This window comes from Pseudomonas sp. SWRI111 (genome assembly GCF_014268555.1).
In the GTDB taxonomy this organism is placed as follows: domain Bacteria; phylum Pseudomonadota; class Gammaproteobacteria; order Pseudomonadales; family Pseudomonadaceae; genus Aquipseudomonas; species Aquipseudomonas hamedanensis.
The window spans coordinates 122,934-142,376 of sequence record NZ_JABWQQ010000015.1; the positions used below are offsets into that span (position 1 = coordinate 122,934).

The following is a 19,443-nucleotide window of genomic DNA, read 5'->3' on the forward strand; positions in this document are numbered from 1 at the left end:
TGACCCCGACCCGGATGGGTAAAAACCTGAAAACTTAGTTAACAGCTTCTTTCAGTGCTTTACCGGCTTTGAAACCTGGCTTCTTGGCAGCCGGGATTTCCAGAGTCTTGCCAGTTTGCGGGTTACGACCGGTACGCGCCGGACGGTCAGTCACGGAGAAAGTACCGAAACCAACCAGAACAACGGAGTCGCCAGCCTTCAGAGCGCCAGTGACGGATTCGATTACAGCGTCCAGCGCACGGCCAGCAGCAGCTTTCGGGATATCAGCGGATGCAGCGATAGCATCAATCAGTTCCGACTTGTTCACTCTAAGTCCCCTTATATCTATTTTGAGATGATTCTAAGTTTTTTTGGTGAAAGCAAAAACGAGTGCTGAATGGCCTACAGACACTTAAGAGCCGCTTTATAACAAGGGCTCTAAAAAGCTGTCAAGGAAGCCCCCCAGGCAAAAACGTATTAATGCGTGCTAATTCTTTCCTTAGAGTCAGACTCACGTTTTTCGTCCTTGGCAACTATCTCCGGAGCCACATCCGGCAAGGGCTCCGGCGCGTATTGCAGCGCAATTTGCAGGACTTCGTCAATCCATTTAACCGGTTTAATCTGCAGATCCTGCTTGATATTGTCAGGAATCTCCTTCAGATCGCGCACATTCTCTTCCGGAATAATCACTATCTTGATTCCGCCGCGATGTGCCGCCAGCAGTTTTTCCTTCAGTCCGCCAATTGCCAGCACTTGTCCACGCAAGGTGATTTCACCCGTCATGGCGACATCGGCGCGCACCGGGATGCCGGTCAATGCCGAGACCAGCGCCGTGCACATGCCTACGCCGGCACTCGGACCGTCTTTCGGCGTGGCCCCTTCCGGCATGTGAATATGGGTGTCACGCTTCTCGTGGAAGTCCAGAGGAATGCCCAGGCTCTTGGCACGGCTGCGCACGACCGTCAGGGCCGCGGTGATCGATTCGACCATCACATCGCCCAGCGAACCGGTCTTGATCAGTTGCCCTTTGCCCGGTACGACAGCAGCTTCGATGGTCAGCAACTCACCACCAACCTGAGTCCAGGCAAGGCCTGTCACCTGACCGACCTGATCCTGCTGCTCGGCCAGGCCGTAGCGGAATTTACGCACACCGAGGAAGTGTTCTAGCAAGTCAGCTGTCACTTTCACCGAGAAACGTTTTTCCAGCGCATGCTCTTTGACGGCCTTGCGGCAGACCTTGGCGATCTGGCGTTCGAGGCCACGCACACCGGCTTCACGGGTGTAGTAACGGATGATGTCGCGGATCGCTTCTTCGTCGAACTCCAACTCGCCCTTCTTCAGACCATTGGCAGCGACCTGCTTTGGCGAGAGGTATTTGACGGCGATATTGATCTTCTCGTCTTCGGTGTAGCCCGGCAGACGGATGACTTCCATCCGGTCCAGCAAGGCCGGCGGAATATTCATCGAGTTCGAGGTGCACAGGAACATCACATCGGACAGGTCGTAGTCGACCTCCAGATAGTGATCGTTGAAGTTATGGTTTTGCTCGGGATCGAGCACTTCCAGCAACGCCGACGCCGGATCGCCACGCATGTCGCTGCCCATCTTGTCGATTTCATCGAGCAGGAACAGCGGGTTGCGCACCCCGACTTTTGTCATCTTTTGAATCAATCTTCCCGGCATCGAACCGATGTAGGTCCGGCGGTGACCGCGGATTTCCGCTTCATCACGCACACCACCCAGGGCCATGCGCACGAATTTACGGTTGGTCGCATGGGCGATCGACTCGGCCAGCGAGGTTTTACCCACGCCCGGAGGACCGACCAGGCACAACACCGGGCCACGAATTTTTTTCACGCGTTTTTGCACGGCGAGGTATTCAAGGATGCGCTCCTTGACCTCTTCAAGGCCGTAGTGATCGGCATCGAGGATGTCTTCCGCCCGCGCCAGATCCAGACGCACCTTGCTCTGGGCCTTCCACGGCACCTGCACCAGCCAGTCGATGTACGAGCGCACCACGGTGGCCTCGGCGGACATCGGCGACATCTGCTTGAGCTTGTTCAGCTCGGCTGTCGCCTTGGCCAGCGCGTCTTTCGGCAGGCCCGCGGCATCGATACGCTTTTTCAGCTCTTCGATTTCGTTGTGGCCTTCATCGCCATCGCCCAGCTCTTTCTGAATGGCCTTCATCTGCTCATTCAGGTAGTACTCGCGCTGGCTGCGCTCCATCTGCTTTTTGACACGGCCACGAATGCGTTTTTCGACCTGCAGCAGGTCGATCTCGGCATCCAGCAACGCCAGGACGTGTTCAACGCGTGCCGACAGATCGATGATCTCGAGGATTTCCTGCTTCTGCTCGATCTTCAGCGCCATGTGCGCGGCCATGGTGTCGACCAGACGCCCCGGCTCATCGATGCTGTTGAGCGACGACAGGACTTCAGCCGGGACTTTCTTGCCCAGCTGCACGTATTGCTCGAATTGCGACAGCAGTGTGCGCACGAAGACTTCGGACTCGCGCTCAGCGGCGTCGACTTCCTCGATCAGCGACACTTCGGCACGGCAGTGGCCGTCGACCTCGCTGAAACGCTCAACGGTGCCGCGCTGCTCACCTTCGACCAGCACCTTGACGGTGCCATCAGGCAGCTTCAGCAATTGAAGAACGGTGGCGATAGTACCTACGCGATAGAGCGCGTCCTCACCGGGATCATCATCGGCCGGGTTTCTCTGGGCCAGCAGCAGGATCTGCTTATCGCCTGCCATCGCGGCCTCAAGGGCTTCGATGGACTTCTCGCGCCCCACGAACAGCGGGATAACCATGTGCGGATAAACCACGACATCACGCAATGGCAGGAGAGGCAATTCGATGGTTGTCTTCATGATTTCGCCTCTACGGCGGCCATATGGCCGTAATCAGATGGAATTAAGCTTGAAACCAAGATGGGGGCTGCCTCGAAAAAAAACAAGCGCAAAACGGCTGTAAAAAATGACATAAAAAAAAAGAGGCCCGAAGGCCCCTTCCTGTTGCAGCACAGTGGACACTTACGCGTCCGGTGCTGCCTTGGCCGTCGGCTCACTGTTTTCGTAAATATACAGTGGCTTGGACTTGCCTTCGATGACGCTTTCGTCGATCACGACCTTGCTCACCTCGGACTGCGAGGGGATTTCGTACATCGTGTCGAGCAGTACACCTTCGAGAATCGAACGCAGGCCACGGGCACCGGTTTTACGCTCCAGGGCACGTTTGGCGACCGATTTCAGCGCGTCGGAACGGAATTCCAGATCCACGCCTTCCATCTCGAACAGCTTGGCGTATTGCTTGGTCAAAGCGTTTTTCGGCTCGGTGAGAATCTGCATCAACGCAGCCTCATCCAGCTCGTCCAGCGTCGCAAGAACCGGCAGACGACCGACGAATTCCGGGATCAGACCGAACTTGACCAGATCGTCAGGCTCGACTTCACGCAGGGACTCACCGACTTTCTTGCCCTCTTCCTTGCTGCGCACTTCTGCGTTGAAACCGATGCCGCCCTTGGTGGAACGGTTTTGAATAACCTTTTCCAGACCGGAGAACGCACCACCGCAGATGAACAGGATGTTACGGGTGTCGACCTGCAGGAATTCCTGCTGCGGATGCTTGCGGCCACCTTGCGGCGGTACCGAGGCAACCGTGCCTTCGATCAACTTCAGCAAGGCCTGCTGCACGCCTTCACCGGACACATCGCGGGTAATCGACGGGTTGTCGGACTTGCGGGAAATCTTGTCGATTTCGTCGATATAGACAATACCCATCTGGGCTTTCTCTACGTCGTAATCGCACTTTTGCAGCAGCTTCTGAATGATGTTCTCGACATCTTCGCCCACGTAACCCGCCTCGGTGAGGGTGGTAGCGTCAGCGATGGTGAACGGAACGTTCAGCAAGCGCGCCAGCGTTTCCGCCAGCAGGGTTTTACCAGAGCCTGTCGGGCCGATCAGCAGGATGTTGCTCTTGCCGAGTTCGACGTCGTCAGCCTTCTTGTCACGCTGGTTGAGGCGCTTGTAGTGGTTATACACCGCTACGGCCAAAACCTTTTTGGCACGTTCCTGACCAATGACGTACTGGTCAAGGATGCCGCTGATTTCTTTAGGCGAAGGCAATTTATGCGCGCTGCTTTCGGCCTGGGCTTCCTGCACCTCCTCGCGGATGATGTCATTGCACAGGTCGACGCACTCGTCGCAGATAAAGACCGAGGGGCCGGCAATCAATTTGCGCACTTCATGCTGGCTTTTGCCACAGAAGGAGCAATAGAGCAGCTTGCCGTTGTCCTCGCCGTTGCGGGTGTCAGTCATTCGTTCGATCCAAATCCGATAGGCTTGCAACACAAGATGAAGGCTATTGCGGGCTTTTTCAAGCCCGCTGCTGATCGGACGCGCCGATCAGGCCTGTTTTGTGCCGCTTATTTTTAAGCTGGACGCTGGTTGATCACTTCGTCGATCAGGCCGTATTCCTTCGCAGCTTCTGCACTCATGAAGTTGTCGCGATTGGTATCGCGCTCGATTTCTTCCAGAGTACGGCCGCTGTGCTTGGCCATCAGCGTGTTCAGTCGCTCGCGGATGAAGAGGATTTCCTTGGCATGGATTTCGATATCCGAAGCCTGGCCCTGGAAACCGCCCAGTGGCTGGTGAATCATCACGCGCGAGTTTGGCAGGCAGAAACGCTTGCCCGGTGCACCGGCGGTCAGCAGGAATGCGCCCATGCTGCACGCCTGACCGATACAGGTCGTCGAGACGTTGGGCTTGATGAACTGCATGGTGTCGTAGATCGACATGCCCGCTGTCACCGAACCACCCGGTGAGTTGATGTACAGATGGATGTCCTTGTCCGGGTTTTCCGCTTCAAGGAACAGCAGTTGCGCACAGATCAGGTTGGCCATGTAGTCCTCTACCGGACCCACCAGAAAGATCACTCGCTCCTTGAGCAGGCGCGAGTAGATGTCGTAGGCGCGTTCGCCACGAGCGGACTGCTCGACAACCATCGGGACCAGACCGCCTGCGGCCTGGATATCAGAGTTCTGCTGAATATAAGAATTACGGAACATGCTCTGCAGTCGCTCCCAAATAGTTATGTCTTGAATACGCATAAGCCAGCTCGAGAGCTGGCTTATGGTGTGCACTTCTAACGCAAAATCAATCAGTCGGCTGTTGGAGCTTCTACCGGCTTGACTGCTTCTTCGTAGGAGACCGATTTGTCGGTCACACTAGCTTTCTGCAGAACAGTATCCACAACTTGTTCTTCCAGCACAACCGAACGCACTTCGTTCAGTTGCTGCTCGTTTTTGTAGTACCACGACACGACCTGCTCAGGCTCCTGGTAGGCCGAAGCCATTTCCTGAATCATTTCGCGAACGCGAGCGTCGTCAGGCTTGAGGTCGAATTGCTTGACCACTTCAGCAACGATCAGGCCCAGCACTACGCGACGCTTGGCTTGCTCTTCGAACAGCTCGGCCGGCAGTTGGTCAGGCTTGATGTTGCCACCAAACTGCTGAACAGCCTGCACGCGCAGACGGTCAACTTCGTTGGACAGCAGAGCCTTCGGTACTTCGATCGGGTTGGTGGCCAGCAGACCATCCATCACCTGGTTCTTGACCTTGGACTTGATCGCCTGACGCAGTTCACGCTCCATGTTCTTGCGAACTTCGGTGCGGAAGCCGTCGATACCGCTTTCCTTGATGCCAAATTGAGCGAAGAACTCTTCGTTCAGCTCTGGCAGCTTAGGCTCGGACACGGTGTTGACGGTCACGGTGAACTCGGCAGTCTTGCCCGCCAGGTCGAGGTTCTGATAGTCCTCAGGGAAAGTCAGGTTCAGCACGCGCTCTTCGCCGGCTTTAGCGCCCACCAGGCCTTCTTCGAAGCCCGGGATCATGCGACCGGAACCCAGCACCAGCTGAGTGCCCTTGGCGGAACCGCCAGCGAACACTTCGCCGTCAACCTTGCCAACGAAATCGATGTTCAACTGGTCTTCGTTCTGGGCAGCGCGATCGGCCACTTCGAAACGGGTGTTCTGCTTGCGCAGGATGTCGAGCATCTTGTCCAGGTCAGCGTCAGTCACGTCAGCGCTCAGGCGCTCGACAGTGATGCCTTCGAAGCCGGCAACGGTGAACTCCGGGAAGACTTCGAACACGGCTACGTATTCCAGATCCTTGCCCGCTTCGAGCGACTTTGGCTCGATCGAAGGCGAACCGGCAGGGTTCAGCTTCTGCTCGACCACAGCTTCGTAGAAGGAAGACTGGATGACGTCGCCTACTGCTTCCTGGCGCGCATCAGCACCGAAACGGCGCTTGATTTCGCTCATTGGCACTTTGCCTGGACGGAAGCCAGCAATCTTGGCCTTTTGGGCAGTCTGCTGCAGACGCTTGTTGACCTGAGTCTCGATGCGCTCAGCCGGCACGGTGACGCTCATGCGGCGCTCGAGAGCAGTAGTATTTTCAACAGAAACTTGCATGGATATTCCTCGTTGCACAGACGTTAGCCGGCCGTTTCCGACCCAAGAATCAAGGGCATGCATTCTAGTGGGTCAAACTCAAGAAGTCACCCTACTGAAAACGGGTAAAAAAACAGCAGGCAATTTAGCGGGGCCGCCACACAAACGCAGCGCGCCCCACAGGCGAATACAACCCTTCGCGCCAGGGCTCTGTGCCAACCGCTTCTATATATAGAAGAGACTGCCAATCACTCCCTGACGGCCGACCTTGCGAGCAAGAACGGCGAGCAGTGCAACATCATCGAACAACTTAAATACGACGAAGCGCCCTGCCCCTGCGCCCCAAAACCGCGATGCCGGGCTTCAGAACCGCAAAAACAAAAAAGGCGCCAGACTGTTAAATCTGGCGCCTTTCGAAATATGGGGTGGACGATGGGGATCGAACCCACGACAACGGGAGTCACAATCCCGTGCTCTACCAACTGAGCTACGCCCACCATATTGCGTAACAAAAAAGCCAAACAACTTCTTTGTTGAACCTCACCAGCCCGAAGATCTGAATGAAGCTTTAATTGGTGCGGATGAAGAGACTCGAACTCTTACGCCTCGCGGCGCTGGAACCTAAATCCAGTGTGTCTACCAATTCCACCACATCCGCAGATGAAGCTTTTAAAGCAAAGGCGCCAGACCGTTAAATCTGGCGCCTTTCGAAATATGGGGTGGACGATGGGGATCGAACCCACGACAACGGGAGTCACAATCCCGTGCTCTACCAACTGAGCTACGCCCACCATATCGCGTTACTTGTGCCAAAGCTGCCTAATGGCGCACCCGGCAGGACTCGAACCTGCGACCATCCGCTTAGAAGGCGGATGCTCTATCCAGCTGAGCTACGGGCGCCTTGTTAATCTGTACTCTTAAAGGACTACAAACTAAGTGCTTTCCAGTGTCACAGAACTGTTGTTCCGCCTCACCTTCTTAACCAGTGCTAGGCTGTGCCCGACAAGTGCGACGAATAGTATAGAGCGCTCCCAAGGCCGTCAAATCCTTTTTGAAAAAAATTCATTTAATTAAAGGAGTTAGGGGAATTTGCTGACCAAGCGCCTTTGCCCTCACCGCTCGACATGCGAGAATGCGTTCTCTTTTTTTCCCCTCTCGATGGTTAATCACGCGCAATGACTGCACAACTAATCGACGGCAAATCGATCGCCGCCAGCCTGCGCCAGCAGATCGCCCTACGAGTTGCCGAGCGTCGCCAGCAAGGCCTGCGCACTCCCGGCCTCGCGGTGATCCTGGTCGGCAGCGATCCTGCCTCTCAGGTTTATGTCTCGCACAAGCGTAAAGACTGTGAAGAGGTCGGCTTCCTCTCTCAAGCCTACGACCTGCCCAGCGAAACCACGCAAGACGCATTGACCGATCTGATCGATCGTCTCAACGACGACCCGGCCATCGACGGCATCCTGCTGCAATTGCCCCTGCCCGAGCACCTGGATGCCTCCAGACTGCTGGAGCGCATTCGCCCGGACAAAGACGTCGACGGCTTTCACCCTTATAACGTCGGTCGCCTGGCCCAACGCATTCCGCTGCTGCGCCCGTGCACACCCAAAGGCATCATGACGCTGCTGGAAAGCACCGGAGCCGATCTCTACGGGATGGATGCGGTGGTCGTTGGCGCGTCCAATATCGTCGGTCGCCCGATGGCGATGGAACTGCTGCTGGCCGGTTGCACCGTGACGGTCACTCACCGTTTCACCAAGGATCTGGCCGGCCATGTCGGTCGCGCCGATCTGGTGGTGGTGGCTGCCGGCAAGCCGGGCCTGGTCAAGGGTGAGTGGATCAAGGAAGGTGCAATCGTGATCGACGTCGGCATCAACCGTCAGGACGACGGCAAGCTGGTCGGTGACGTCGTTTACGAAACCGCCCTGCCCCGCGCCGGCTGGATCACGCCAGTGCCTGGCGGCGTCGGCCCGATGACCCGCGCCTGCCTGCTGGAAAACACGCTGTATGCAGCAGAAACCCTGCACGTCTGATTGGCTTTTTCCGCAACACCGAAACCCCGCCTCGTGCGGGGTTTTTTGTTTCGACTGGGAAACCTGAGCCTCTTCATTTCCCGATGCAAATGTAAAAAGCAGCCTACCTGTGATTTAACGTGTTGTAGCAACTCCACCATTTGAGAGTCTGCCCATAGCGCGTATGTTGACGTGTCAGCGCCAACGCCCCGCCTTTAGGCTTGAGCGTATTTCCAGGCCTGGCTGTCGATGACGGAATGCAAGGAGGCTGGCTTGATCCCAGAATGGAATGCTGAGGGAGTTTTACCTCCCATCAATAACAATGACCCAATTGGGTCTGACCGGGCTCCGTATCACGTGAGCCTTGAGCAGGTGGTCGACAGGTTCGCGACCAGTCCAGACCGGTGTGATATTTTCGCAGGCTATCTCGCTCACCGCGCAGAGCTTCACCGAATGGGTATGGACAGCGGATTTCAATGGCTGGATGGAAGCTTTACCGAAGACATCGAAATGCTTGAAAATCGGGCTCCACGAGATATTGATGTTGTTACCTTCACTGATGCCGGCAACGTTTTTTTTGATGCGCTCGGGAATGATGAGGTCAACCTTCTTGGTGGCGACCGAGCTAATCTTAAGAAAGCGTTCAAGATCGACTTCTACATTCAATCGTTGACTGATCCAGCCGAATCGTTGGTAGCCATGACGACTTATTGGTACAGCATGTGGTCCCACAGGCGCACCGGACAATGGAAGGGTTTTTTGCGAGTTGATCTTTCGCCTGTACAGGATGAAGCTGCAAAGACCTTGCTCGCAACACGTCGGCAGGAGCTAGAAGATGGACAGATCTGAATATGCCTATAAAGCTGCAGAGCTGGACTTCCTTGAAAAACAAGCTGCCGCTCCCGGCATTAGCAAGCTCACCCTGATGTCGGTACAGGCAAGGATAGAGAAGGCGCGGGCATTCCTGGAAGACAATGGCAAACATGCCTATCGCCCCGCCAAGGTCCGGTTGACATACCGCGGCGCACCTGTATGGGGCACCCATGGCGTACTTGCTGAGTTTGGTGCTTCCGCTACTCAAGCATTCAGCGTCGCGATAACAGCAATCGCAGCATCGCTGTCAGGCTCATTGGCAGATAAGGGTCCTATCCCGAACCGGTTAGCCAATCAGCTTTTAATAACCGGGCCAGCTCGCGGCTCCTTTGGATTCGAGCTTGAGGAAATACCGGCGGACAAGCAGCTTGATATAGAGGGCACCACGCCGGTATCGCAAGCAATCGAAATTCTTGCAGAGTTGCTGGAAGCGACGACAACAAAAAGTGACGAGGAACTATCCGAGCCAGTTTCCCGCTTGGCCGATAGAGCAATTGCCGCCGTATCTGATTTTCTTAGCGAGCTATCCGAAAATAACGCCTCCTGCGGTGTGGCAACCAGTACCCGTCGGTTTCAGTTTTCTGATGTTGAACAGGTGCGCCGCAGCAAAGCGCGGCTCAGCCGAGACAACATCAAAGAAGAACAGGAGACTTTCACAGGGTCCTTTGTAGGTGTCTTGCCTGATAAACGGATTTTCGAGTTCAAGACAACGGGAGGCGAGGTATTGCATGGGAGAGTTTCAGCGGAAATTGGCGGCCCGAATGTCATCAACGACCACCTTTACACTGAAGTGAGCATCCACGTAACTGCAAGGAGGATAGGTTCGAGCAATCCCAGATATACGCTCAAAGCACTTCCTTGGAGCTAGATTTTCGGCCCGATGACCCGCGCCTGCCTGTTGAAAAACACGCTGTATGCGGCAGAAACCCTGCACGTCTAAGCGGGCGTTCCAGCCGTAGAAAAACCCGCCAGGTGCGGGTTTTTTCATGCCTGAGAAAAAACACTAACCGTTCGCCGGAAACCCTTCATGTTCAAGGCCTTTTCACGAGATTTTCAGGCCATTCAAACAACCATCGACAGATCTTCAGCCATACTCCTAGAATGCGACGCTTTGAAGAAATAACCCGTTACAAACTAACGGAATATCCAACCTAATGAGTTCGCCCGCGTGAAAATTCGTCTTTCGATTCTGAGCCTGTTTTTTGCGTTTACAGGCACTTTCATCACGCCAACGATCAACGCTGCGGAAACCACCGCTGCCCCCCGTGACGCTTCGACATTGAAGATCGCTTCCGGCAGCGCCCTGCTCATGGATATGCAGACCAATAAAGTCATTTATTCCAGCAACCCTGACGTGATCGTGCCGATCGCCTCGGTGAGCAAGCTGATGACTGGCCTGGTGGTGGTTGAAGCCCGGCAGAACATGGACGAATGGATCAATGTCGACATCAGGAACACCCCGGAAATGAAAGGTGTGTTCTCCCGGGTCAAGCTCAAGAGTGAACTGCCGCGCCGCGAGATGCTGCTGATCGCCTTGATGTCCTCGGAAAACCGTGCCGCCGCGAGTCTCGCGCATCATTACCCGGGCGGCTATGCGGCCTTTATTGCGGCGATGAACGCCAAGGCCAAGGCGCTGGGCATGACCAGCACCCACTTCGTGGAGCCGACCGGCCTGTCGGAGCGCAACGTGTCCACCGCCCGCGACCTGAGCAAGTTGCTGGTGGCCGCGCACAAGCACCCGCTCCTCGTCGAACTGACCACCACCAAGGAAAAGACTGTGTCCTTCCGCAAGCCCAATTACACGCTGGGTTTTCGCAATACCGATCACCTGGTCAATAAAGCCGACTGGGACATCAAGATCACCAAGACCGGTTTCACCAACCCGGCCGGCCATTGCCTGGTGCTGGTGACGAAGATGGGCAACCGTCCGGTTGCCCTGGTGATTCTCGACGCCTTTGGCAAATACACGCATTTTGCCGATGCCAGCCGTATCCGCAGCTGGGTCGAAACCGGGCGCAGCGCTAACGTTCCTGCGGTGGCGCAGCAATACAAAGCCGACAAGAACCTCAAGAGTCGTCAGAGCGGTGTGGTCGAAGCCGCAAAATAAACACAGCGAACGTGAAAAGCCCCGAATCTTCGGGGCTTTTTTCATCTGCGCCGTCAGTCGTTGGGCAGCGGCATCTTGTCGTCATCCGGGATACCGTCTCCCAAGCCCGGCTCTGGCGAAACATCCGGCGTCAGCACGTTGGGGCGGGCCAGCGGATCGCGCAGGGGGCTGTCCGGGTCCAGCACCGGATCAACCTCCGGCTCCGGCGTGGTCGGTACGCTGTCAGGTTTCTGGTCATCGAAGCTTGAATCGGTACTCATACGCACCTCACATCAAGGTTTCAGATCGGCTAACGGGTCGTAGGGCCTGGCCGGTTTCTTCGGATCCTCGCCAGGCTCGACGTCCCGCGGCGCTTTCGCCGGACCGACCGGGTCGACTTGCGGATCATCGAGGTCCGGCGAGTCCGGATCGAAGCCCAGGTCATCGCCGGAAGAATGCTCGGACGAGTGCGGGCCTTTCGGGGTGTGGGAATCTGCCATGTTGCCTCCTTGATTCGCCCGCAAAAACACGGGCGCTATTGTTCAGAGGCTGGTCGGGCGCAGTCGTGCCCGGCAGATGACGAACGGAGGCTTACTGCGCCGCCAAGGCCTTTCGCGCCTGTGCCGCTGCGTTTTCCTCACCGGCCTGCGCCAGCTCGTCAGCGGCTTTCAACCAACGGGAACGGTCGACGGACGCCGGGATCTGCGAGGGTTTCTGCAGCAAAACGGCCCAGCCGCCGGATTTTTCGAACGCCGCTTCGAAGGCACTGAAATCCATCAATTGGCGACGGCTCATGCCGGCGCGCAGCAGCACTTTCTGTTTATTGCGGTCGTAGCCGGACAGGATCGCGTAACGCGGCTCGGCCCAGAACGCCGAACCTTCACTGAAACGCACCATGACCGGATAGCCCGCGGCAACCTGGGCCAGCAAGGCAGGCAGCTTGTCATCCAGCGGATACACCACCAGACCGTATTCGCGTGCGAGGTTCTGCATGTTTTGCTGCAGCTTGTCTTCGGCACCCGGCAAGCGCAGCGGTTTTTCCAGCAGGCCCGGAGTGATCACGATGCCCTGCTGCGATAGCAGGCTGGCCAGTACTTGCGGGCCACTCTGGTTGGCCTCGCCACGGTAAAACGTGCCGCTGAGCTCAACCCGCTCCGGCAGGCGTTTGACTTCAGGCGCTACGCTGCCTGCGCACCCTGCCAGCGCCGCCACGCAAGCGGCGACCAACAGCGCTCCACGCGCTCGAGAAAATACCTGCACCATCGTCATTCTCTTCAGACGCCGGTCATCGTGTTCCGGCAACGCCAGCGATCATAGAGCCGCACTCGCCTGCGGTATAGCCTTAAACCGCAGACTTATCGGTGAGATAGAGCGAACTGATTGGTCGCTGCCGACCTTTGGTCAATAGCCTGAAACACGCCTTTGACTAGACTGTCACTGGAAGAGAGCGATTTGCGAAAAGCGGGCGCCCGCCGCAGGGCGAAGAGGAGGCACAAATGAGCCTGACCATGACCATCGTAATGTTGATAGCCGGCTGGCTGGCCGTGGCGACTGCCATGTTGTGGGGCGTACTGCGGATTTCGCGGCGCCACCACCCTCCGACTCCGACGACTCCGGCCGAAAAACCGCGCAAGCAACACGCAGAGCATGCAACGGCTCACTGACGGTTAAAGCCACGTCGTGGGCTGCGCAATCCACCACCCATTCATATTCCCCAAAAAAAACCGCCTGACTCAAAAAGCTCAGGCGGTTTTTGTGTTTCTCAGCGATTACGCCTGCTGAGTGATTTTCTTCTGCTTGGCCCGGCGGGACAGCATATTCAACACTTCGATGCCGGCCGAGAACGCCATGGCTGCGTACACATAACCTTTCGGTACGTGGGCGCCGAAGCCTTCGGCAATCAGCGTCATGCCGATCATGATCAGGAAGCCCAGCGCCAGCATCACCACGGTCGGGTTGTCGTTGATGAACTTGGCCAGCGGTTCAGCGGCGAACAGCATCACCAGCACCGAGGCCACCACTGCGATGATCATGATCGGCAAGTGCTCGGTCATGCCCACGGCGGTGATGATACTGTCGATCGAGAACACCATGTCGAGCATCAGGATCTGACCGATAGCCGCTGCAAAGCCCAGGGTTACCGTGGACGTCGCGGTTTTCGGATCTTCCGGCGCCGGGTCCATGCTGTGGTGAATCTCAGTCGTGGCTTTCCAGACCAGGAACAGGCCACCAGCGATCAGGATCATGTCCTTCCAGGAGAACGCCTGACCGAGAATCTCGAACACCGGCTCCGTCAACTGCACGATGAATGCGATGGTGCTCAACAGTGCCAGTCGCAGAATCAACGCCATACCGATACCGATGCGGCGAGCTTTCTGCTGATACTGCTTGGGCAGCTTGTTGGTCAGGATCGAGATAAAGATCAGGTTATCGATGCCCAGCACGATTTCCATCACCACCAGTGTGGCCAACGCGATCCAGGCGGTCGGGCTGGCGGCGAGTTCTAACAGATATTCCATGGGTCAGTCCTGAGTCTTTGTAAGACGGTTTAGATAGTCTCGGAGGAAGATTCGGATTCTTCCGAGTCTTTTTCCGTTGTTTCTTTTTTCTGGATCAACCCACCGGTGGCATCGCTGAGCGCTTGCTCGGCGGCTTTATGGGTGTCGTCGATCGCCTGTTTGGCGCTTTCGGCCGCCGCGCCCATCAACTGCTGGGCACTTTTTTCAGCCTGGTCGCAACCGGCCAGAACCAGTAAAGACGCAAATAACAGCGCGGGGAATGTGTATTTCATTAGATTTCCTTGCAATGTACAGACAGGCGCACAGACCGGCCGTCGATGGGTGGGCATTCTAGGGAGGTGAACACTTCAGGAAAATTCGTATTTTTAGCGTCTATACTTCGGCTTTAACGAACTGTGGGGGCGCCATGCTGAATTATCGACAACTGCATTATTTTTGGGTCGTGGCCAAGACCGGCAGCATCGTAAGGGCCTGCGAGCAGCTTAACCTGACCCCGCAAACCATCAGCGGGCAGATTTCCCTGCTGGAACAGACGTATGGTATCGAACTGTTTCGCCGGGTCGGCCGGCAATTGGAATTGACCGAAGCCGGCCGTCAGGCCCTGCCCTACGCCGAGCAGATGTTCCAGCTCGGCGGCGAACTGGAGTTGATGCTGCGCGCACGACCGAATGAACAACAGATACTGTTTCGCGTGGGTGTCGCCGACGTCGTGCCCAAATCCATCGTGTATCGCCTGATCGCCCCGACCATGGAGCTCAAGGAGCCGCTGCGCATCACCTGCCGCGAGGACAAACTCGAACGCTTGCTCGCGGATCTGGCCATCCAGCGCCTGGACCTGGTGATCTCCGACAGCCCGATGCCGTCGCACCTGGACATCAAGGGCTACAGCCAGAAGCTGGGGGAATGCGGCATCAGCTTCTTCGCCACCGCTGAATTGGCCGAGCGCTACGGCCATGATTTTCCGCGCAGCCTGCACGGTGCACCGCTGTTGATTCCCGGCCCGGAAACCGTGGTACGCAGCCGCTTGCAGCGCTGGTTTGCCGAACAGCAGATCCAGCCGCAGATTGTCGGCGAATTCGATGACAGTGCCTTGATGCAGGCGTTCGGCCAGTCCGGCAGCGGAATTTTCATCGGCCCGAGCGTGATCGCCGATGAGGTTAAGCGTCAGTACGGCGTGCAGTTGATCGGCCAGACGGACGCTGTGACCGAGTCGTTCTATGCCATTTCGGTGGAGCGCAAAGTCAAGCACCCCGGCATCGTTGCGATTACCGAAGGTGCCCGACGTGAATTGTTTACCGCGTTATGACGCCCCGGCGCAGATCTCGCGCGGCTTGAGTGTCATCAGCACCATGGCCAGAAACACCGACAGTAAAATGAAGCCGGCGGCGGCGAACCCGAGAAAGCCCAGGCCCGCGCTATCGATAACGCGGCCACCGACCATGGCGCCCAGGCCGATTCCGAGATTCGCCCCGGCGATATTCAACGAGGCGGCAAAAGCCGGCGCTTCGGGTGCGGCTTTCATCAGGCGCACATGGCTGACCAGGAATAGCGCCGCCTGGGTCACCCCCCAGATGCCCATCGCCACCGCCAGCCCCAGCGGCGAATGAATGTTCGGCACCAGCGAGACCATGCCGGCAATCATGAACGCGCAGAACAGCACCGAGGCGCCCAACGGATGCCGGTCCACCGCGCGACCGCCGAGCGAGTTACCGATCAGCCCCACCGCACCAAACCCCATCAGGCACCAGCCGACCACGGTGCCGTTGAAACCGGCCAGACGTTCAAGGATGTCGGCCAGATAGGTATAGGCCGTAAACATGCCGCTGAACACCAGAATCGACAGCACGATATGCCCGATCATCAATGGGCTGCGCAGGATCTTGAACTGCGACGCGAAGCTGACCTGATGTTGGTGCAGGCTGGTTTTCGGCAGATAAACAAACAGCAGCAAGGCTTTGGCAAACGCAATCAGCGCGAGGATGCCGAATGCACTGCGCCAGCCGAACGCATCGGAAATCAACGTGCCGACCGGAATGCCGAACACCGTGGCGCAGACGATACCGAAGCCAATCTTGGCGATGGCGCGACCGGCGAAATCAGGGCCAACGATGTCCACCGCCGTCTCGCTCGCCAGCGCCCAGAACACCGGCAACCCCAGCGCCGGGATCAGGCGGGCAACGGCCATCACCCAGATATTCGGCGCCAATGCCGCGACGGTATTGGCCAGACCAAACATGATCAGGATGGCGATGAATAATTTACGCCGTTCGAAACGAGCGAAATACGCGGTCAGGAATGGCCCGAACAGCGCGACCGTAAAAGCGAACAACGTCACCAGTAACCCGGCCTGGGGGATGGTGACGGCAAGGTCTCGGGCGATCGCCGGCAACAGGCCGACGATGATGAATTCCGTGGTCAGCACCGTGAACCCGGCGGCAGACAACAGAAGAATGGGCAACAGCATGCGCAACTCCAGCAAAACGACAACACCAGCGTTGACCCGGAGGCCCGCTGGCGGAATGGAAAATAAGGATGCGCAATCTTAACAGAGTGTGTTGGGACTGACTTGCACAAACCTGTCGATGTGCAAGGCTGATCCGGTGGCAGATCGTCACAGGTCTGAAGGTTAACGCGCACGCTGTGATAAAGTCCGCGCCCTGAAAATCGTACAGCTGTTCAACGTGCCGTTTGGCGGCGTTGTTGTCACTTCGACAGGCGATTCGTGACTGCCCACGACGCTTCGCAACCTATAAAAACAGAGATGCCGCTATGACCGCTTCATCCCCTTCTCTCCTGCAACGTCTGAAAAACCTGAGTCTGGTCAGCCAGATCGTCATCGGCCTGATCGCCGGTATCGCCTTGGCTCTGCTCGCACCAGAAGCGGCGAAGTCCACCGCGTTCATCGGCAAGGTCTTCGTCTCCGCACTGAAAGCCGTGGCACCGATTCTGGTGTTCGTGTTGGTGATGGCTTCGATTGCCAACCACAAGCACGGTCAGGAAACCCATATCCGGCCGATTCTGTTCCTCTATCTGCTCGGCACTTTTGCCGCAGCGGTGGTGGCCGTCATCGCCAGCATGAGCTTTCCATCGAGCCTGGTGTTGTCGACCGAGAACGTGACGGTCACCGCCCCCGGGGGTATCGGTGAAGTGTTGCAAAGCCTGCTGCTGAGCGTGGTGGACAATCCGGTCAGCGCGCTGATGAACGCCAACTTCATCGGCATTCTGGCCTGGGCGATCGGCATGGGCATCGCCATCCGTCATGCCGGCGACACTACCCGCGAGGTGCTGGGCGATCTATCCAACGGTGTGACCGTCATCGTACGCGTGGTGATTCGCTTTGCCCCGCTGGGTATTTTCGGTCTGGTCGCTTCGACACTCGCCACCTCCGGTTTCGGCGCGCTGCTGGGTTACGCGCACCTGCTGGCGGTGCTGCTCGGCTGCATGCTGTTCGTGGCGCTGGTGATGAACCCGCTGATCGTATTCTGGAAGCTGCGTCGCAACCCGTACCCGTTGACCTTGATGTGCCTGCGCGAAAGCGGCATCACCGCGTTTTTCACCCGCAGCTCGGCGGCAAACATTCCGGTCAATCTGGAACTGAGCAAGCGCCTGGGCCTGCATGAAGACACTTACTCGGTATCGATCCCGCTGGGTGCGACCATCAACATGGCCGGTGCAGCCATCACCATCACCGTGCTGACGCTGGCGGCGGTGCACACCCTGGGCATTGCCGTGGACATTCCCACCGCGATCCTGCTCAGCGTCGTCGCGGCCATCTGCGCCTGTGGTGCGTCGGGTGTGGCCGGCGGTTCGCTGCTGTTGATTCCGCTGGCGTGCAGCCTGTTTGGCATCCCGAGCGAGATTGCCATGCAGGTCGTGGCGGTCGGTTTCATCATTGGCGTGCTGCAGGATTCGGCGGAGACGGCGCTGAATTCCTCGACGGACGTGCTGTTTACCGCAGCCGCGTGCCTGGGCGAGGAAGAGAAGGCCCGACGCACCGCATAAACCCGAATACTCTGTGGGAGCGAGCTTGCTCGCGAAGGGGGCGGGTCAGTCAACATTAAATGTCGCCTGACACACCGCATTCGCGAGCAGGCTCGCTCCCACAGAAAAAACAAAAGCCCGCCAAGGCGCAAACCTTGGCGGGCTTTTTCGTATCAGGGCGTTTTAGAACGCGCCCATGTAATCGCGCTTGCCCACTTCAACACCGTTATGACGCAGCAGCGCATAAGTCGTCGTCACGTGGAAGAAGAACTGCGGCAGACCATAGGTCAGCAGATACGACTGACCGCTGAAGCGCTTCTCTTTCGGCGTGCCTGGACGGGTGACGATTTCGATGCCTTCCTTGCCATTGATCTGCTCAGGCTTGATCTCGCCGATAAAGGCCAGAACCTTGGCGATCAGCGCTTGCAGCTCGGCGAAGGTGGTTTCGCTGTCGTCATACTTCGGCAGTTCAACTTCGGCCAGACGCGCCGACACGCCTTTGGCGAAGTCCACGGCGATCTGCACCTGGCGCACCAGCGGGAACATGTCCGGGTACAGGCGCGCTTGCAGGAACGCGTTCGCGTCGATGTTTTTCTCGGTGGCGTGGGCTTCAGCCTTTTTCAGCACATCGCTCAGGGCGTTGAGCATTTGTTGGAAAACCGGGACGGATGCGGCATACAGGGAAATGGTCATGACAGTCTCGTGTGATGGCTGGGTAATACGTGGTGGCGATTATAGCCATGCTTGATGACCACACGGCTTGCCTTTTGTTTGGCAAGGATTAGGCTAGGCGGCTTCGACTGCAGAGGGAACGCGCGATGACCACCGAACAAGAATCCATCTCCGAACAATCACGGCTCAACGCCACGGAAATCCGCATTCTGGGTGCCCTGATCGAGAAACAGGCCACCAGCCCGGAAACCTACCCGCTGACCCTCAACGCGCTGGTGCTGGCCTGCAATCAGAAAACCAGCCGCGAACCGGTGATGAACCTCAATCAGGGCCAGGTCGGCCAGAGCCTGCGCGCGCTCGAAGGTCGCGGTTTCACCCGGCTGGTCATGGGCAGTCGAGCCGACCGCTGGGAACACAAGGTCGACAAGGCGCTGGAACTGGTGCCGGCACAGGTGATTCTCACCGGATTGATGTTTTTGCGCGGTCCGCAGACTGTCAATGAACTGCTCACCCGCAGCGGGCGCATGCACGACTTCGAAGACGCCGAGCAGGTCGTGCATCAGCTTGAACGCTTGATTGCGCGCGGACTGGCGGTGCTGATTCCGCGTCAGGCCGGGCAGCGCGAGGATCGCTATACCCATGCGCTGGGGGACCCGGCTGATATCGAGGTGATATTGGCGGCGCGGCAGAATGCCGGTGAGCGTTCGGGCGGTGGCGTTTCGGTCGAGCGCATTGAAGAGCTGGAAGCGCGGATCGCGGCACTGGAAGAACGCCTGGCGCGCCTCGAATAATCCCCACAGATCCATTGTGGGAGCGGGCTTGCTCGCGAAAGCGGTGTGTCATCCAAAGTTGCTGTGACTGATACACCGCTTT

20 protein-coding genes and 4 tRNA genes are annotated in these 19,443 nt (G+C 57.4%); 8 read left to right on the forward strand and 16 right to left on the reverse strand.

Features of this window, described 5'->3' with window-relative positions; all coding sequences use genetic code 11:
* Positions 1-34 precede the first annotated feature (34 nt).
* The 9 genes from HU755_RS18100 to HU755_RS18140 form a co-directional block, all read right to left on the reverse strand.
* The gene (locus tag HU755_RS18100) at positions 35-307 is read right to left on the reverse strand and encodes an HU family DNA-binding protein (protein ID WP_003183171.1); all 273 of its coding nucleotides are present in this window, start codon (positions 305-307) and stop codon (positions 35-37) included.
* A gap of 149 nt (positions 308-456) precedes the next feature.
* Positions 457-2,853 carry an endopeptidase La gene (lon, locus tag HU755_RS18105; protein WP_186635115.1) on the reverse strand — a complete coding sequence of 799 codons (2,397 nt, stop codon included), beginning with the start codon at positions 2,851-2,853 and terminating at the stop codon, positions 457-459.
* 162 nt (positions 2,854-3,015) lie between these two features.
* Positions 3,016-4,299: an ATP-dependent Clp protease ATP-binding subunit ClpX gene (gene clpX / locus HU755_RS18110; RefSeq protein WP_016775335.1), complete on the reverse strand. Its 1,284-nt coding sequence runs from the start codon at positions 4,297-4,299 to the stop codon at positions 3,016-3,018.
* 113 nt (positions 4,300-4,412) lie between these two features.
* Positions 4,413-5,048, reverse strand: coding sequence for an ATP-dependent Clp endopeptidase proteolytic subunit ClpP (clpP, locus tag HU755_RS18115; protein WP_007951559.1), 636 nt, complete (start codon positions 5,046-5,048; stop codon positions 4,413-4,415).
* Positions 5,049-5,140: 92 nt separating this feature from the next.
* The gene (tig, locus tag HU755_RS18120) at positions 5,141-6,451 is read right to left on the reverse strand and encodes a trigger factor (RefSeq protein WP_186549829.1); all 1,311 of its coding nucleotides are present in this window, start codon (positions 6,449-6,451) and stop codon (positions 5,141-5,143) included.
* Positions 6,452-6,851: 400 nt separating this feature from the next.
* Positions 6,852-6,927 (reverse strand) — tRNA-His (locus HU755_RS18125).
* Positions 6,928-7,003: 76 nt separating this feature from the next.
* Positions 7,004-7,088 (reverse strand) — tRNA-Leu (locus HU755_RS18130).
* 57 nt (positions 7,089-7,145) lie between these two features.
* A tRNA-His gene (locus HU755_RS18135) sits at positions 7,146-7,221 on the reverse strand.
* A gap of 32 nt (positions 7,222-7,253) precedes the next feature.
* Positions 7,254-7,330 (reverse strand) — tRNA-Arg (locus HU755_RS18140).
* Positions 7,331-7,605: 275 nt separating this feature from the next.
* Between HU755_RS18140 and folD the strand changes: the two genes are divergently transcribed.
* The 4 genes from folD (at position 7,606) to pbpG (ending at position 11,419) form a co-directional block, all read left to right on the forward strand.
* On the forward strand, positions 7,606-8,460 hold the full coding sequence (gene folD, locus HU755_RS18145; protein ID WP_186622080.1) for a bifunctional methylenetetrahydrofolate dehydrogenase/methenyltetrahydrofolate cyclohydrolase FolD: 855 nt from the start codon (positions 7,606-7,608) through the stop codon (positions 8,458-8,460).
* A gap of 252 nt (positions 8,461-8,712) precedes the next feature.
* Complete coding sequence (locus HU755_RS18150) at positions 8,713-9,288, forward strand: hypothetical protein (RefSeq protein WP_186622082.1); 576 nt, start codon at positions 8,713-8,715, stop codon at positions 9,286-9,288.
* Positions 9,275-10,180: a hypothetical protein gene (locus tag HU755_RS18155; protein WP_186635118.1), complete on the forward strand. Its 906-nt coding sequence runs from the start codon at positions 9,275-9,277 to the stop codon at positions 10,178-10,180. Before HU755_RS18150 ends, HU755_RS18155 begins: the two co-directional genes overlap by 14 nt.
* Positions 10,181-10,480: 300 nt before the next feature.
* Positions 10,481-11,419 carry a D-alanyl-D-alanine endopeptidase gene (pbpG, locus tag HU755_RS18160; RefSeq protein ID WP_186549823.1) on the forward strand — a complete coding sequence of 313 codons (939 nt, stop codon included), beginning with the start codon at positions 10,481-10,483 and terminating at the stop codon, positions 11,417-11,419.
* Positions 11,420-11,472: 53 nt separating this feature from the next.
* On the opposite strand, the gene HU755_RS18165 is transcribed toward pbpG, so the two are convergent.
* From HU755_RS18165 to HU755_RS18175, 3 genes are all read right to left on the reverse strand, one after another.
* Positions 11,473-11,679, reverse strand: a complete 207-nt coding sequence (locus HU755_RS18165) for a hypothetical protein (protein WP_186549821.1) — start codon at positions 11,677-11,679, stop codon at positions 11,473-11,475.
* A 12-nt stretch (positions 11,680-11,691) separates the two neighbouring features.
* The gene (locus HU755_RS18170; RefSeq protein ID WP_186549819.1) at positions 11,692-11,898 is read right to left on the reverse strand and encodes a DUF6021 family protein; all 207 of its coding nucleotides are present in this window, start codon (positions 11,896-11,898) and stop codon (positions 11,692-11,694) included.
* 91 nt (positions 11,899-11,989) lie between these two features.
* Entirely contained in the window at positions 11,990-12,661 is a 672-nt protein-coding gene (locus tag HU755_RS18175) for a peptidase C39 family protein (RefSeq protein ID WP_186635120.1), read from the reverse strand.
* Positions 12,662-12,906: 245 nt separating this feature from the next.
* Here HU755_RS18175 and HU755_RS18180 point away from each other — a divergent pair, with 245 nt between their 5' ends.
* Positions 12,907-13,062: a hypothetical protein gene (locus tag HU755_RS18180; RefSeq protein WP_186635160.1), complete on the forward strand. Its 156-nt coding sequence runs from the start codon at positions 12,907-12,909 to the stop codon at positions 13,060-13,062.
* 105 nt (positions 13,063-13,167) lie between these two features.
* On the opposite strand, the gene HU755_RS18185 is transcribed toward HU755_RS18180, so the two are convergent.
* Together HU755_RS18185 and HU755_RS18190 are read right to left on the reverse strand one after the other, a co-directional pair.
* A complete protein-coding gene (locus HU755_RS18185) occupies positions 13,168-13,917 on the reverse strand; it encodes a TerC family protein (RefSeq protein ID WP_186635123.1) in 750 nt (249 codons plus the stop codon).
* Positions 13,918-13,946: 29 nt separating this feature from the next.
* Positions 13,947-14,189 (reverse strand): hypothetical protein, encoded by a 243-nt coding sequence (locus tag HU755_RS18190; protein ID WP_186549793.1) that lies wholly within the window; start codon positions 14,187-14,189, stop codon positions 13,947-13,949.
* 134 nt (positions 14,190-14,323) lie between these two features.
* Between HU755_RS18190 and nhaR the strand changes: the two genes are divergently transcribed.
* Positions 14,324-15,223, forward strand: coding sequence for a transcriptional activator NhaR (nhaR, locus tag HU755_RS18195; RefSeq protein WP_186549791.1), 900 nt, complete (start codon positions 14,324-14,326; stop codon positions 15,221-15,223).
* Here the strand turns inward: nhaR and HU755_RS18200 are convergent.
* On the reverse strand, positions 15,218-16,381 hold the full coding sequence (locus HU755_RS18200) for an MFS transporter (protein WP_186635126.1): 1,164 nt from the start codon (positions 16,379-16,381) through the stop codon (positions 15,218-15,220). The two genes, nhaR and HU755_RS18200, sit on opposite strands and share 6 nt — an antisense overlap.
* 305 nt (positions 16,382-16,686) lie before the next feature.
* Between HU755_RS18200 and sstT the strand changes: the two genes are divergently transcribed.
* Entirely contained in the window at positions 16,687-17,919 is a 1,233-nt protein-coding gene (gene sstT / locus HU755_RS18205; RefSeq protein ID WP_186635129.1) for a serine/threonine transporter SstT, read from the forward strand.
* Between the two features lie 162 nt (positions 17,920-18,081).
* Here the strand turns inward: sstT and HU755_RS18210 are convergent, their stop codons facing one another.
* The gene (locus HU755_RS18210; protein ID WP_186635132.1) at positions 18,082-18,591 is read right to left on the reverse strand and encodes a DUF1993 family protein; all 510 of its coding nucleotides are present in this window, start codon (positions 18,589-18,591) and stop codon (positions 18,082-18,084) included.
* A 125-nt stretch (positions 18,592-18,716) separates the two neighbouring features.
* On the opposite strand from HU755_RS18210, the gene HU755_RS18215 reads away from it, so the two are divergent.
* Positions 18,717-19,361 (forward strand): YceH family protein, encoded by a 645-nt coding sequence (locus tag HU755_RS18215; protein ID WP_186549783.1) that lies wholly within the window; start codon positions 18,717-18,719, stop codon positions 19,359-19,361.
* Positions 19,362-19,443 lie beyond the last annotated feature (82 nt).